The sequence below is a fragment of the Bacillus sp. BB081 genome (assembly GCF_008368895.1).
GTDB lineage: Bacteria > Bacillota > Bacilli > Bacillales > Bacillaceae_G > Bacillus_A > Bacillus_A wiedmannii.
In genome coordinates this window covers 39,948-55,134 of sequence record NZ_QOZX01000037.1, presented here as the reverse complement: position 1 = coordinate 55,134, position 15,187 = coordinate 39,948, and the positions used below count along the sequence as shown (strand labels likewise).

At 33.6% G+C, this 15,187-nt stretch carries 17 protein-coding genes and 2 pseudogenes; 5 read left to right on the top strand and 14 right to left on the bottom strand.

Annotation, left to right across the window (positions count from 1 at the left end; translation table 11 throughout):
* Window positions 1-98: 98 nt before the first annotated feature.
* Together DN394_RS17110 and DN394_RS17105 are read right to left on the bottom strand one after the other, a co-directional pair.
* Window positions 99-419, bottom strand: coding sequence for a hypothetical protein (locus DN394_RS17110; RefSeq protein ID WP_149294024.1), 321 nt, complete (start codon window positions 417-419; stop codon window positions 99-101).
* A 457-nt stretch (window positions 420-876) separates the two neighbouring features.
* Window positions 877-1,077 carry a hypothetical protein gene (locus DN394_RS17105; RefSeq protein WP_149294023.1) on the bottom strand — a complete coding sequence of 67 codons (201 nt, stop codon included), beginning with the start codon at window positions 1,075-1,077 and terminating at the stop codon, window positions 877-879.
* 275 nt (window positions 1,078-1,352) lie between these two features.
* Between DN394_RS17105 and DN394_RS17100 the strand changes: the two genes are divergently transcribed.
* Window positions 1,353-1,868: a hypothetical protein gene (locus tag DN394_RS17100; RefSeq protein ID WP_149294022.1), complete on the top strand. Its 516-nt coding sequence runs from the start codon at window positions 1,353-1,355 to the stop codon at window positions 1,866-1,868.
* A 102-nt stretch (window positions 1,869-1,970) separates the two neighbouring features.
* Complete coding sequence (locus DN394_RS17095) at window positions 1,971-2,540, top strand: PRK06770 family protein (protein ID WP_149294021.1); 570 nt, start codon at window positions 1,971-1,973, stop codon at window positions 2,538-2,540.
* A 203-nt stretch (window positions 2,541-2,743) separates the two neighbouring features.
* On the opposite strand, the gene DN394_RS17090 is transcribed toward DN394_RS17095, so the two are convergent.
* The 6 genes from DN394_RS17090 to DN394_RS17065 all read right to left on the bottom strand — a co-directional run bounded on the left by DN394_RS17090 (window position 2,744) and on the right by DN394_RS17065 (window position 5,821).
* On the bottom strand, window positions 2,744-2,962 hold the full coding sequence (locus DN394_RS17090; protein WP_000128276.1) for a bacteriocin immunity protein: 219 nt from the start codon (window positions 2,960-2,962) through the stop codon (window positions 2,744-2,746).
* Between the two features lie 22 nt (window positions 2,963-2,984).
* Entirely contained in the window at window positions 2,985-4,289 is a 1,305-nt protein-coding gene (locus DN394_RS17085; protein WP_149294020.1) for a WXG100 family type VII secretion target, read from the bottom strand.
* 314 nt (window positions 4,290-4,603) lie between these two features.
* Window positions 4,604-4,804: a hypothetical protein gene (locus DN394_RS17080; protein ID WP_149294019.1), complete on the bottom strand. Its 201-nt coding sequence runs from the start codon at window positions 4,802-4,804 to the stop codon at window positions 4,604-4,606.
* A gap of 66 nt (window positions 4,805-4,870) precedes the next feature.
* Window positions 4,871-5,059 carry a hypothetical protein gene (locus DN394_RS17075; RefSeq protein WP_098150034.1) on the bottom strand — a complete coding sequence of 63 codons (189 nt, stop codon included), beginning with the start codon at window positions 5,057-5,059 and terminating at the stop codon, window positions 4,871-4,873.
* A gap of 272 nt (window positions 5,060-5,331) precedes the next feature.
* Window positions 5,332-5,535, bottom strand: coding sequence for a hypothetical protein (locus DN394_RS17070; RefSeq protein ID WP_149294018.1), 204 nt, complete (start codon window positions 5,533-5,535; stop codon window positions 5,332-5,334).
* 85 nt (window positions 5,536-5,620) lie between these two features.
* Window positions 5,621-5,821 (bottom strand): hypothetical protein, encoded by a 201-nt coding sequence (locus DN394_RS17065; RefSeq protein ID WP_149294017.1) that lies wholly within the window; start codon window positions 5,819-5,821, stop codon window positions 5,621-5,623.
* Window positions 5,822-6,095: 274 nt separating this feature from the next.
* On the opposite strand from DN394_RS17065, the gene DN394_RS17060 reads away from it, so the two are divergent.
* Both DN394_RS17060 and DN394_RS17050 read left to right on the top strand, forming a co-directional pair.
* The gene (locus tag DN394_RS17060; RefSeq protein WP_149294016.1) at window positions 6,096-6,608 is read left to right on the top strand and encodes a hypothetical protein; all 513 of its coding nucleotides are present in this window, start codon (window positions 6,096-6,098) and stop codon (window positions 6,606-6,608) included.
* A 409-nt stretch (window positions 6,609-7,017) separates the two neighbouring features.
* Window positions 7,018-7,872, top strand: coding sequence for a hypothetical protein (locus DN394_RS17050; RefSeq protein ID WP_149294014.1), 855 nt, complete (start codon window positions 7,018-7,020; stop codon window positions 7,870-7,872).
* Between the two features lie 567 nt (window positions 7,873-8,439).
* Here the strand turns inward: DN394_RS17050 and DN394_RS17040 are convergent.
* A pseudogene (locus tag DN394_RS17040) lies at window positions 8,440-9,930 on the bottom strand (transposase); the annotation flags it as partial.
* 2 nt (window positions 9,931-9,932) lie between these two features.
* On the opposite strand from DN394_RS17040, the pseudogene DN394_RS17035 reads away from it, so the two are divergent.
* Window positions 9,933-10,217 (top strand): annotated as a pseudogene (locus DN394_RS17035) (DinB family protein); the annotation flags it as partial.
* A 562-nt stretch (window positions 10,218-10,779) separates the two neighbouring features.
* Here DN394_RS17035 and DN394_RS17030 read toward each other — a convergent pair.
* From DN394_RS17030 to DN394_RS17010, 5 genes are all read right to left on the bottom strand, one after another.
* Window positions 10,780-11,853: a DUF3994 domain-containing protein gene (locus tag DN394_RS17030; RefSeq protein WP_149294012.1), complete on the bottom strand. Its 1,074-nt coding sequence runs from the start codon at window positions 11,851-11,853 to the stop codon at window positions 10,780-10,782.
* Between the two features lie 28 nt (window positions 11,854-11,881).
* Window positions 11,882-12,538: a DUF7018 domain-containing (lipo)protein gene (locus DN394_RS17025; RefSeq protein ID WP_097993870.1), complete on the bottom strand. Its 657-nt coding sequence runs from the start codon at window positions 12,536-12,538 to the stop codon at window positions 11,882-11,884.
* A 293-nt stretch (window positions 12,539-12,831) separates the two neighbouring features.
* A complete protein-coding gene (locus DN394_RS17020; protein WP_149294011.1) occupies window positions 12,832-13,683 on the bottom strand; it encodes a DUF2935 domain-containing protein in 852 nt (283 codons plus the stop codon).
* Window positions 13,684-13,888: 205 nt separating this feature from the next.
* Complete coding sequence (locus tag DN394_RS17015) at window positions 13,889-14,089, bottom strand: sporulation YhaL family protein (protein WP_000449223.1); 201 nt, start codon at window positions 14,087-14,089, stop codon at window positions 13,889-13,891.
* Window positions 14,090-14,165: 76 nt separating this feature from the next.
* Window positions 14,166-15,038, bottom strand: a complete 873-nt coding sequence (locus tag DN394_RS17010) for an alpha/beta fold hydrolase (RefSeq protein ID WP_000819463.1) — start codon at window positions 15,036-15,038, stop codon at window positions 14,166-14,168.
* Window positions 15,039-15,187 lie beyond the last annotated feature (149 nt).

Genomic DNA, 15,187 nt, shown 5'->3' with positions numbered 1-15,187 from the left:
CTTTTATTTCCAGGAGTAATTTATCGAGCTTATAAATATAGTTTCGTCTATTTTGCCGAAAGAAAAATAAAAAGGGGCAATGTTAAAACATCTAGCGCTTAACCATAAATACACATAAAAAGAAACCAGGCGGTAGTGAATATCAAAAATATTACGGAAAAGTGTATATTAGGAACCAAAATTTTTGCGTAATCTTTATTTTTTTTCAATGCCATAGTTGAAGAAATAATGGCGCTAACTAATGGGAGCATTAAAACATAAATTATATATGTAAGATCACGTCCAGTATCTAAATATGGTTCACCAGAGTGAATATAAATAAGTTCATAATGATAAGCAAAATAAATATACAAGGCTATACAAAATATGAAATTTGCTCCTACGGCAATCCAAAAAGTTGTATTGTTTAATCTTTTCATCTCTCTACTCCTTATATGGTTTATAAACTACATTAGTGGAATAGGAAATTTTATAATTGGGGTCTCGCCAACATAACGCGAATTTCGTACGCTAAGGAATTTCTAAGTTGAAAAACTTGGTTTTACCGTATGTTAACAAAGTACCATAAACGACATTTAATGTTTGTTTTGGTACTCTGTTTTTGATAATGAGTTTTGGAACTGGTTTTTGACCGTATTTCTTTCAGTTATATTAGAACTAAATAGAGTTCCTTAAACGATCGTTTTCGGTTCTTATTATACAATCCTTGTAACATCATTGTAGCCTTAGCGTACAGAATTTGCGATTGGTGTTATCCCATAGTGAAAAAATCCTTAATATTTAAGGCTTTAAGCAATCACTTTGCTATCAACTCAAAGGCCTACTGTTATAGAAGTATATTAGGCTTTTATATATCAGCCTGAGTAACTGGAATGCTTAGTTCAATAAAAGCCAGATGATAAAAATTACTCCTATAACTGCTAAAGTTCCAAAAAAACCTACCAACATTTTTCCCTCAGGACCATTAATAAGCTCTTTTAAAACTTCTTTTGCTATTCGCTGACCTTTACCACTTAAAGATATCGAAAGAATAAAGAATATTACCACTAATACAAATGAAAAAATTATTAGTTCCATGACTTATGTACCCCCTAATTTATGCGCGCTATTAATTAACCAATAATTTCCTTATACATTATATCAGCTAGGGTACACGGAAGTATAACAAATTATTTTTATAATTTAATGTATTAATCGGAACAGCATTAATACAGGATAGTTCAAGTCGGAGGAAGGCACCTTAGGGTGTCTTTTCTTTATTTGAATTCGACAAAATATGACAATATACAAATAATATGTTTGCTACTATGAGTTGAGAAATCTTACATTTTAGACGCTGGGGGATACATAGTATGAACAATAAACTATTAAAAACACTTACTTGTTGCACTTTATTTATGGGATTAGCAGCATGTTCATCTAATGAAACCGCAAGTACTTCTAATGACTCTAAAGCTGAAGAAAAAGCGAAACAAGAAGAACAACAACATCAAGAGCAGGAACAAGCTCGTAAACAACAAGAAGCACAAGCGCAAAAGCAAAGAGAGGTAAAGCAAAAGAAAAAAGAGAAAGAAGAACCTAAATATTGTGGTTCTCCCGAAGCTGAAATCACGTGCGAACATCTTCAAAAAGAATGGGAGAATGAACAGAAAATCGAAAAGGAACTCAAAGAAAAAGAAGAACGTGAGGAACGAGAAGGTTTAGAGTATGCCAAAAGGAGAGCACAATCATTTGAAGATAAAGAACGAGAAAAAATGAGTTGTGACGACGCGAAAAATGTTCTTAAACAATTAAAAAATGCCGAACAGAATCCGGCTACAAGAGAGAGCATTGTAAAGTATCAAGAAAAAGTAAATATGTGTAGCTAGTAATAAAATAACTTAACATGGTAAAATAATATATCCATAAAAAGGGGATTCGATATAATATTATTTATATGAACTATTAAAATGTAGATAGGGGAAGTGAACATGGACAAGAAGCTAACGTATTGGCTCGGATCTATTATAGGGGTAATAGTACTTGCATCTGGCATGACTTATGGAATGTTACAGTTTGCTGAAATACCAATGGGTAGTGAGAAGCATGCTTTTGCAGAGTCTGATTATAAAGAAGCACCACCATCGAATGCAGCAGAAATTGAAGGTTCAAATGCACAACTTCACATCACTAAAAGTTCTACTGAAGAAGAAGTTATTTCAGCAATGCATAGCATGTCTCATCAAAAAGTAAAAGCAAATGACGGACGGGGAGCAACTCCTATGTCTAAAAAGAATGCAGAAAAAGTAAGAAGCATTCTAAACCAAAAAGATTTTAAGAACAAAGAAGAACTATTAGCAATCACTGAAAGATGGGTAAATAGAGATTTTAGTAAAATCGTAGAAGAACATAACTATTTCTGGGAACTTCAAGACGGCAAGATAGGTGAAGCTACAGAAATGGATCCAATAGAAGAGCAAACATTCTCTTTAAATAATTTCGGTGATGAAGTAACAGCTGCATTACATAAATCAGGAGATCTTCAGTACGTCGGAGAATAATAAACATCTATAAATTATAGTTAGAAGCTTTCCTTTTAATATTTACCTTGTCTAAATTTCTTCAATACATAGATGTGATTCTCAAGTCAGAGGAAGGCACCTTATGGTGTCTTTTCTTTATGGGGCACGGTAACGATTAGATCTTCTGGTTATAAAATAAAACAGGCTCCATAAAAGAGCCACCTTATCACGGACATATTATTCTACTTTTTTTCTTCTTTGTAATTCCATGCTATTTCTACTACTTCTTCGGGAGTCAATTCTTCATCATTCCAAAAAATTAAATCACTTGGAGCAGGGTGAGGTACACCAGAGTTATTAAATTGATGAACATAGTTACTGTGTTCATCTTCAGGTAAATCAAGATCATAAATTTTTTTTACAAGCTCAAGCAGTTCTGTTTTCGTCATTTTACATGTCATATTTTTCATCCTTCCATTCAATTTATAGCCCTTTGTTCCCGAAATGGTATGCGGGATCTAAAACGTTTTGATGCATTTTAGGAGATACAATTATTAGATTATCAAGATTATAGACATCTCCACCTTTATCAATAGGCTGTTTATGATGTAGTATATATTTATTATGGTTACCATAATGTTCTGTTCTTGGTGAGTAAGGTGCCTTACCTTTTTTCATAAGTTTTATATTCATAGGACTAAATTCTTTAGCATAGCTCGAATCAGAAAGTGTTTTCCAAAATTCCTCTCTAAAATCGTCAAAAGATTTGAATTCTCTTCCTACTAATTTTTCTCGAACTTCTTGCGGAATAATACCAATAGCACCATCATTATACATTAACTTCTTTTGGGTACCTAAACTTCGTTCGAGGTTAAAACTTGAGGTCACTGTACCTGGTGTCTTTCTTTTTACTGTACTTGAAGTTTTTGCGAACATATATGTATCTACTGGTTTAATAGTATCAACTTTATAATCTATCTTACCATAAGCAAGAGCTGGTTCTAAACGACTTCCTAACTGCAATTCTGACATAGAAGGTAAACTTCTTCCCCATTTCACGCCATTGCCTACAGCACCGGCACCTCTTGTGACAAGCCCAAAGAACGCTAGATTGGTCGCTCCGTATGCTACTGATTCCGTGATACTTTCTGCATCTCCATATTCTATGTTCTCCACATACCAATCTGATAAAACATTTCGTATAGCATACATCTCTTGGACTTTCTCGTCCAACTCATGTTTTAATGTTCCAATAGGATTATTCCACATGTCTTTCATAAATTCGTATTTATCTCTAAATTCCTCTTTCGTATCATCAATAGAACTCTCCACAAAGTCCGTAAGTCCATATTTTGCATCCTCAAATGTACCTTTTGGATCATCAATCAAGTGTCCAAAAAAGTCTAATGCTTGGTTTCCTACTTTCTTAAGTGGTTCAAAAAGAGTATCGCCTGCTGCTCTCCCACTCCCTCGCTGAAAGGCATCCCATAGCTTGTCCATCTGATTAAAATCCCCATAAGCCTTCTCATCCATTTCACGAAATGTTCTTGCAGCTTTCTTTACTTCAAGTTCAGTATGTTGTAAATGTTTAACTAAATCATCCATACTCCTCTTTTTTGAGAAAAATTCATCGAAAAACCGTTGATATGCCATGCCTTCCCAAGACATCTGCAATTCGAACGTGACTTGTAAAAGTTCTCGAATTACTCTTTCCATAGCTTCTCTATTTCCTGACATGGAATTCGCAGCTGCTTCTAATTTGTCTGGATCAACACGTACTTGCCCCAACTAATCCCCCCTCCTTTACTTTTATGTATAAAACTTCCAATATAAGTATAGCAAATTGATAGGGTTGGTCCAGGCATAATTCGTAAATGTGTACTTTTTAACATATTGGCGGGCTCATTATTATTAAAATTAAAGTGGTTCAAGTCGAAGAAAGGCACCTTTGGGTGTCTTTTCTTTATGCATAAAAAAGCCTTATCTTCCTATAAAAAGATAAGACCTTTATATACTACCTATTATCCGATTCTCCACCATAATACGCATACTTCCCAGGTGAACCATTATCTCGTATACTTGGATATGATTTTAGTTTATATTCATAAACCTAAACCATAAAAATATAAATAGATTACCAGGATTAGAATTCCCATAACAGTAACTAATAGGAGTTTACCATCCGCACCTGTAATAACTTCTTTTAGATTTTCTTTTGCTTGTTGTTTCTTTTCTCCACTTGAAAAAAGATAAATAATGAAATAAGTAACCAATAAGAAGAATGAGAATATTATATCTATCATTACTTATGTACCTCCCTAATGCGTGCTATTAATTTCCTTATACGTTTTAAACTAAGATATCTGAAATCATAATGTTAATAAATATATCCCCCCGATTAAAAGTGCCGCAGCAACGATTAATATTATTATTCCATCAGGACTATTAAGAATTTCTTTTATATGTTTTTTTGCTATTTGCTTAGTTTCTCCACTTGAAAAGAGATAAACAATGGAATGGATAATTAGTAAGAAAAATGCCGTAACTAACTCTATCATGGTTTATGTACCTCCTAATATATATGTACCTTTAATTAACCAATAATTGCCTTATACATTATACCAACTAGGGTACATGGAAGTATAACAAATTATTTTTATAATTTAATTTATTAAATGGCACCGCAGTAATACAGGATAGTTCAAGTCGGAGGAAGGCAACTTTAGGTATCCTTTTCTTTTATACATTAAAAAACTCACCATCCAACAGAGATGGCGAGATCCTTATATATTATTTAATATCTTGTTTTCTCTAATACTTTTCTTCTTAGTTAAAAATTTATTTGCGTCATAAACCAATAACCAAAAATTATTACAGCCAGTCCCATTGCAGCACCTAATAGTATTTGTCCATCAGTATCAGTCCAAAATTCTTTTAAATCTGCTTTTGCCTTTTTCCTATTTTCACCTGTTGAAAATAGATAACGAATAGAATATATAACTAGTAAAAAGAATGACTGGATTATATCTATCATGACTTATGTACCTCCTAATATATATGTACCTTTAATTATCGAGTAATTTTCTTGCACCTTGTATCAGCCAGAGTAACTGGAATGCTTAGTTCAATAAAAGCCAAATGACAAAAATTACTCCCATAACTGCTCCAGTTCCAAAAAAACCTACCAACATTTTCCCCTCTGGGCCATTAATAAGCTCTTTTAAAACTTCTTTTGCTATTCGCTGACCTTTACCACTTAAAGATATCGAAAGAATAGAGAATATTACCACTAATACAAATGAAAAAATTATTAGTTCCATGACTTATGTCCCCTCTCAAATATATATGTACTATTAATTAACCAATAATTGCCTTATACATTATATCAACTAGGGTACATGGAAGTATAACAAATTATTTTTATAATTTAATGTATTAATCGGCACCGCAGTAATACAGGATAGTTCAAGTCGGGGGAAGGCACCTTTGGGTGTCTTTTTATTAATTTTCGACATAATATGACAATATACGGATGTTAATTTTGATATGATTATCCAGGAATCTTACATTTTAGATGCTAGGAGGATACATAGTATGAACAATAAACTATTAATCGCACTCACAAGTTGCGTTTTAATTATGGGATTAGCAGCATGCTCATCTAACGAAACAGCAAGTACTTCCAAAGAATCTAAAGCTGAGCAAGAAGCACAAAAAGAAGCTGAAAAAGCGAAGAAAGCTGAAGAAATAGGGAGAGCGAAAAAGGAGAAAGAAGAACAAGAGGCAGCTGAAAAGCAACGCAAACAGCAAGAAGAGGCTACAAAAAAGGAACAACCAACAACTACTTCTGGTAACACTATTAAAGGCTTAAAAGACGAACTATCCATTGGTATGCCATTTAAAGATTATCTTGCTAAAAAGAAATCATTAAATGTAGAGAATCCCTTCAGTATTTCACTCGGAAAAGGTAATGTAGGTAGTGTTCTTCAAGCTCAGGATGGAGTATTAGTTGTATGTATTGATGGAGAAAAGATATTTGATTTAAAAACATTTAAAAATGTTGATGAAGCTAAAGAATACGAAAAGAGCTTAAAAGTAAAACAATAGATTCGATTCATATTTTTCAATGGCCAACATTACTTAATGTGGTAAAATATTATTCGGATGGAAGCCCAATACATATTATTAAAATTAAAGTGGTTCAAGTCGGAGGAAGGCACCTTTGGGTGTCTTTTTTTACATACATCGCATTTTTTAATAAAATGATATGGTTCATTTTATATAAAAATATTATAATATTAAATGGTTTCATTAGAATCATACAATCGGGGAGGATACACCATGTTGAAACATAAGATTTTTACGGAGTTTACAAACAGTATTTCGCTGCATATAGTCTATTGCTAGCTATGATTATGATGACTGGCTGCGAAGAAAAAGAAGATGCAGCGAATCATCGACATTTAATTTGTTTATCCTTATATAAGGAAAATACATATAAAAAGGTGGGAGAAATTTGAAAAAATTCTTGATGAGTTTTTCTATTTTATTAATCGCAACCTTATTATTCGGTTGCAGTAACGAAACATTCGATAAAGCGGTAGAGCAGGGAAAATTAGCACTGGCAAATAAGGAATATACAAGCGCAAATGCTTCCTTTGAAATTGCATTAAAAGAAAAAAAGGACGAGGAAGTTCAAACTTTGCAAAAGCAAGCATCTAAAATGGAAAAAGCGCTGATTGCAAAAGAGAAACTCGACATCGACAATGCAATTAAGTTATTCGACCAAGTTTCAACCATGAAAGACGGTTTAGAGACGGTGAAAAATGAGGCGAAGAAGGAGAAAGAAACACTCACTCAATATAAAGATAAACGTGAGAATTACAATAAAGAATTACAAACAGCTCAAGACCTTCTAAGCGAAAAGAAATTTGATGAATCAAAGGTGATATTGACAAAAGTACAACAAGAAACAACTTCAGATAAGATGTTCACGGAACAAAATCACAAGGTAACGGAACAGTTAGAGAATCTGGAAAAAGAGAAAAATGCAGCTGTGGAAGAAGAAAAACGACAAGAAGAGCAGAAAAAAGCAGCGGAGCAAAAGAAGAAACAACAAGCAAAAGAGCAGCAAAAGCAAATCGCTCAAAGCAGTAAACAAAAGCTCTCTCCTACAGATGCGGAAAACAAAGTTAGAAAAACTTTAAACATTACCAACAATTCTAAAGTTTACTGCGAATACGAAGGCGTTGAAGGTGAAGAGTATGTCATACATGTATATCAAATTGTGTCAGACGAAGAAGGCGGACATACAGCAACTTATGGTTGGTTCAATGTGAATTCTAATACTGGTGAAGTTCGTAAAATGTAATTTTAAATCAAAATGATTACATTTTTTATGGTGAAGTGGAAACCAGATGGGAGTCCAATACATATTATTAAAATTAAAGTGGTTCAAGTCGGAGGAAGGCACCTTAGGGTGTCCTTTCTTTATGGAATGAATAATAAAAATTATGATATAATAGAATTGTCGAAACACATATGTGTCCAATGGAATTGGCTTACCATTGCTGATGATGACTGGCTTACTAATTATTTCATTTTCCGTTTTTTGTATTATTCGTGATTTTAAGGGAGTGAAGCCTATGACAAAAATTAGTAACTTTTTAAATCTAACATACGCTACTAGCGCAAGCATCATCACATTTATGACAGCCATTCCTTCTTATAGGTTCTAACCTACTGACGAACTTGTGAAACTCAAGCGAAAAGAAGGATATATAATATTTCTATCAAGTCGGAGGAAGACACCTTAGGGTGTCTTTTCTTTATGACAAAAGACCCACACAATGTGCAAGTATTCTGGGGTTCAGCCGAGATACGTGTAAAAATGGGTCATAGACTGGTTTTTATTCCCATGTTATGACCCGTTTATCTTTTATACAGGTATATTCTCTTCTATTGGTTGTGGAATGTTTTGTAAATCAATCACATAATCGCCAAAACGTTTTATATGTTTCGTCATATATGGACTTAACATCACCAGATCTTCTCGTGAGAATCGATAACCTTCTCTTTTGAGTTGCCATAAAATCATGGTAATATCAACGACATTTTGAAAAATGACTGCATTGGCAACGAGATCATTATATTTAATACGTTTTTCTTGTTCTACTGGATCATTTTCAGTAATAATCCCATCCCCACCAAAGAATAACCACTTTGAAAAACCATTATATGCTTCCACTTTATTTGTACTAGCTGTAATTTGCTCTCTTAATTTCATATCTGAGATATATCTAAGAAGAAATATCGTTCGAATGACTCTGCCTAGCTCTCGAAATGCTTGGTACAGTCGATTCTTTTTACTATTACTTCTCAGTTTTCTAAGAAGAGTTGAGGGTAGTATCTTTCCAACTTTTATAGACAAAACAACTTGAAATAAATCTTGCCAATGAGTCTCAATTAACTTCCAATCGATTACATCACTAAATAAAGGATCTATATGTTTATATTGAATATGTTTGCTTGGTCTAAAAAATTTTAAGTCCTTCCAATTCCTAATTCTAGGCATTAAATTGATTCCTAATAGATAAGAAAGTGCAAAGACAGGAGTAGACTGACCTTGTGTATCAGCATGAATCGTATCGGGTTGGATATCTGACTTATTTTTTAGCAATCCATCAATAATATAAACAGCTTCCCAAACCCCACAGGGGATAAAATGGCTAAATAGCGCAATATAATTATCCGAAACATGATGATAAGCTATTCCTCCATAGCCCCCATATCTGATGTGGTATTCTGACAGTAAGTTTTCTTCATATAAATCGTATTTTGTTCCATCAGCCGCGGCTGTTTTTCCACTCCCCCATAGCTTTGGAAGGCTAAAGAGGTTGTATGGATTTAAAATGTCTTGAATTGAGGCATCTAATTTTTGGGCACTGATATGTCTACGATTCACAAAAGAAATCATATGAGGTGTTACTATATTTCGCATATGTTTAGCGGTTTGGGCTGATCCTAAATTACAGCCATATCCAAATGAAGTAATAATATAACGTTCAATTGGATGCTCTAATTTAGGTTCAGATCCTGAAAATGGGCCGAAATGTCTTGTACAATGAGTCCAGTGTTCAACGTTACAAAGTATATCGAGAATTGTTCGTTCCGGTAGTCGTTGTATAATTTCTTTTTCTAACATTTTACTACTCTTGGAAGACTCTTTTCGTACCAAACGTTTCAGGATTGGTTCTCCATCTTCAGTTATGATAACTTGTCCATTATTAGGATAGTTTAGGTCAACAGTTTTTGCAGCGGATGTGAGCCAACTTTTTAACCGATTAACAAAATCAGTAGGTGAGGAAGGTAATTCTAGTTCATTACAATAATCTTCAACCATCGGTTGGCATTCTTCCCATGGAAGTAATTAATGAATATCTAAAGTGGCGAATTTCTTTAGAACTTGGAGACAAAGCAAGGGAAGGAATAAAAAAGCAATCTTTAGATTATTATTTGAATGAATTATCACAAGTTAGAGAAAATACACTAACATATCTGAAATCAAAACAAGATAGCTGGTTATTCGAGGAAAACAAGTGGGATAATGGTGTGCCTTATAATAATTACTACTTGTGGTTTCACGTTATGGAAGACGAAATTAATCATCGTGGACAAATAAGAACAATTAAGCGATTGATGGGAATGAATAAATAAATCTTATTCAACCAAAGGATGCTTTACTTGAGAAAGTCACTAGAAGAGTCAAATGATAACCATGAACTGCCCCCAATTGCTAGGTTTTGTTTAACAATTGGGGGCAGTTCATTTATAGCGCATAGGTAATAAGCTTTTTGTTAATCATGAGGTAGATATTTTTAACTAAAAAACCAATAATGGAAATATATTACAGTTTATGACCCGTTTTTACACGTATCTCGGCTGAACCCCTATATTTCATATGCTATGCTCCTATAATAATTTCCCGAACAATAATCGTGCTTCTTAACATTGTCGCTTTGTGTCGGTAAGTCGATATATTGAAAAAATCGTTGATATATTTTAGGAAATAAAAAGTGGATAACAAGACGTTATCCACTCTTCTCAAATTATAATAAAACTGAATCTTTATCACTATCCTGATTGCCCTCCTTATCATTCTCCAAAAAGAAAATCGTTTTGTTGACTTCTCAACTTATACTAGGAATTTAATGAAGAAATACAATTAGAACGAACAAAAAACCCTGTAAAATTTCTTACAGAGTTTTTTGCCAACTATTTATTGTTTTGCATAACGAATACGAACATTATCATCCATATGATAAATTTGTAATGTGTTTCCATCATAGTTTTGTAATTTATACATCATACTATCATTTGTTAACTTTACTTCTTGACCGTCTTTAACTGCTTTTGTTACTTTTAAGGATAACTGGAATGACGGAACATCTACCGCATATGTCCCTGTTAAGTAGTTATCTTGATTCGGATAAGAACCGTTCGCATAGGACTCAAATGTTTTATCACCTTTTAATACTAACGTAGTTTTTATGCCACTACCGTAATCAATACCCCAGTTACCAATAATCTCAGTCCCATCTTTGATGTTCTTCTGCATGTTTCCATAACTAATTCCTAACTCTTCACTTGTACCAACTGTACCTACAAATACCCCCGTTTTAGCTTGGCTTTTATCTGTTTGAGCCTGACTATCAGTATTTGGGTTTGCCTGTGTAGAACTACTTGTTGTACTAGTAGATTTTTCTGTGGCTGTATCACCTTTTATTTCGGATCTTAACTTATTGAATGTAGGTTTCCAAATACGTTTTGCTTCCTCTAGTTTTGCATTTGCTTTATTTAAGATTTCCTTATCGGTCTCTAAGCTGAAGCCTTTATCGTTGAATAACTTCTCTATTTCACCGAATGTCTCTCTTAGTTTACCTGTCGCTCTTTCAATCTCTTTTTGTTCTTCTTTATGTTTTTGCGGTGCGTAAATCTTCTCTATCTTATCAAATACTTTATAGATGTCTTTAATACTATCTAATACCTCAGCTTTTGATTTACTTCCATTTCTCAAATCTCTTACAGAAGCATCATAGTAATCAAATCGTCTTAACATATCCTGTTCAATATCTAATAAATATTGTGCATAATCTTCATCTAAAACTCGAACCTTTTGAACATCTTTACTTTCTTCTTTCGAATTAGTTGATTTTTCTTTCGTTTCAGCAGCTTTTGATTTACTCGTTTCTTCTGTCTTTTCTTCTTTATTTGCCGAATCTTTTACTGTAACACAACCACTTAGTAATATGGCAACTGGAACTGCAGCAGCTATTAGTTTCTTCACTTTCATACCTCATACCCCTTTAAGTCATTTATTCTTAGTTGGTTTTGCTACCGATACTCTTCGCTGCTTCTTCAAACAGTTTTGAACCTTCTTGTGCTTTACTTAATGATTGATGCATTTTACTCTCGTCTTCTTGGTCTAATGCATCAAAGAGAAGTTGAAAACAATCCGCATACAGTTCCATCGACTGCTTTATCTTCGCCTGTTCTCCCTGTAATTCAGGAGGCGCTTGTAGATTCTTCAGTTTCGTTGCGGTTGCCTTTGCTCCACCTAAACTCAGTTGTACTTCACTTTTCTTTTGTTTGTATGATTTTACGTCTGAATCTGCTATTCCTTCAATTAATTTCATTGTATCTTCAATTTGAGTGGCACTGTTTATAATATCTGCCTTGTATCTTTCAACATCTGAACCAGTTACCTTACCAGTTGAAGAAGTAGAATTATTTGAAGAAGAACTTTGTTGACTACTTGATGAACCACTGTTTGTACCTTCACCTTTCGCTACAGATAAGCTATCCTCTTTCTTGCTATCAGTTGACTTACTCTCTTTTTCAGCAGTCTTACTCTCTTTCTCTACCTTTTGCGTTTCTTCTTTCTTTGGTTCGGCTTTCTTACTATCAGTTTCAATTGTAATACAACCACTCAATAACATAACTGGTAACGCTAAACTTACTAATTTCTTTGCTTTCATGATTACTAATACCCCTTTATTTGTAAAATTCAGTGCAAACAAGTTAATATACTTAACTAATAAATTCCCCCCCGAATAATTTATTAGAATCTACTATCCATAGATTTCCTGTATATTCATAATCTTTCCATATATATTATTTTACAGAGAATTACATATTTGGTCAAAGAGATTTATGAAGTCTTCACAGGGAAATTTACTAAACGAAAAGAAATTTTATTCACAAAGAAAAGAAGCTAACAATAAATTGTTAACTTCTCAGCTGAAAGTAAAATATTATCTTTCCTTATCTTCTAATATCTAGGTTGTGATTGAATATTTGTAAGATAAACATCAAACATATCAATGATTTCAAGAAATCTATCAGCTTCACGGAAAACATGGTCTGCTAATAATGGATGAATGATACTCTTTATTTTACATTGCTCAATTAAATCACGTGCTGTTTTCTTAAAATCCCGAAGAGATGCAACCGACACACGATTTTGATCTAAAAATCGATCTAAAAGTGGGACTGTTTGAGATTGTGGTTTCATAGATTCTAAGTCAATTGCTTGATACATCAATTCATCAAAATCATTGCTAAAATTCCGCGCTGTGTCTACAAGCTTTCTTTCCGATGGATCAAGAAGATGACCAATAAATTTAGCATGATCTGCCATAATCCTTAAAAAGAAAACATTTTCTTTAATAATAGCATCAGGAAGAGCATCTAATTTACCTTCATTTAATTGTATTAAACGTTTTCTAAAATAATCAGCCTCCCTACTTGTATGGTCAACTAACAGCGGAAAATTATTTTGTCCTGGCAATTTACATGTGAGAATTAATCCTAAAATTTTTCGTTTAAATCCCCAAATATTAGTTGCGGCTTGTTGTACTTCTGAATTAAATCTTTTTATTTGCTCAGGATCTGTTTCATTTGTATAGGAATGCGCTATTTGTTCGATATGTTCAAACAATCGATAAAATTGATTCGCCTCTTCGATTAGTTGAGTATCCTCACATCTAAACCCTAAGCGAAGAAAAAAAGAATGCTCCTTCATGATTCTAGACCAAAAACGAATTTCATTTAATGAACGCTCAACAAACATTACAGATGTAACACCTGTATCAGGATGTAATGATGTTTCATCCCTATGCATTGTTAATCCCCCCCCAGTAAATACTGCGCTAGTTCCATTCTTATGAGTAAAAAAATATATAAATACCATCAATAAAAGTTCATGATGAATATCATATACATGTAAAATTAAGCTTAGCTTGATGAACATATACTGCTCCTCCAGCAAAAAAAGGCTACCAGCTAGATGTAAAGTTCTACTAGTTGGTAGCCTTTCAAAATTTCTATTAAAGCAATACCGAATCCTTATCACTATCCTGATTCCGTTTCTCTCGCTCTTCTTCTAAACGTTTCATATACACTTCGCCTTCTTTTTCGATAAACTCATTATCCATATCTTGCTCTTTTTTTGAAGTATATAAAACCATGTAGCCACTTAATACGATCCCGACGATTACAAGATACACCCACCATGGTAAAGTTTCCACTGTACTTCATTCCTTTCCTTAGACAAGCCTTATTAGTTTCACTGTATGAGGAAAGAAGTGGATTTATGCTTAAAATTTATTGTGGATTCTTCGCGAAGAACGCTTGTACATATTCCATAAACTCTATTGGTTCCTGGCGAAACGGTGCATGGTATCCTTTTTCAATGATATGGAACGTACTATTCGCAAATAGCTCATGATACAGTTCACCATTTTTCCAAGAAACGCTCTTATCGTGTCGTCCCCATATAATTAAAGTCGGCACCTTAATTTTATCGGCTTCCATCGCAATGCGGCGCTCTCTCATTTTCGTCAGTTGATCATAATGCTCTTTATCATCGCGACTATTTTTCACTGCATTTTTATTATAATCTGTAATCTCTGTTACAGTTTGTAAGTCCGTTGATAGCGGCGGCACTTCATAGCTTTCTTTTTGCTGGAAAGACTCGATCCCTGTAGAATCCGCTAAAACGAGATGCGTTACTGCATCCGGATATAAATACGCTAAATTTAGAGACATCTCTCCGCCCATCGAATGACCAAGTACTGCGAATTGATCGTATCCGAGTTTCTTCATTAACTTATAATATAAATTCACTTGCGCAGGAAACGAATACTGAAAATCAACCGGCTTCGAAGAACGTCCAAATCCTAAAATATCAACCGCTATAATCGTGTGGTCTCGTGCAAGTTCTGGATAAATATCACTAAACCCATCTGAAGAACCACCAAATCCGTGAAGCATAAGTAAAGGTGGCTTCCCCTCACCAATTTGCTTAAAGTAAATCGTCTGCCCATCAATCTGCGCCATACTCTCTTTCGTATTCAGCTTCATCATAACAGTATTTTTCACTTCTCCAACCTTTGCAATCGGCTTATCAACGAAGTTACATACGATTAACAAAACGAGCACAATACCGCTAATAAAATAAAATTTAAACCGTTTCAAAATTCACGTCTCCTTTCTCTTGTTGCTATTTAAAGTTTTTACATTATTTGGTTGTTTTATGATTAATTTTAATTGTAACTATGTTAGTTACAATTAAACTAAAAAATATTACTTACTTCTATTAATGATGGCCGTTTTGTAACTATTAT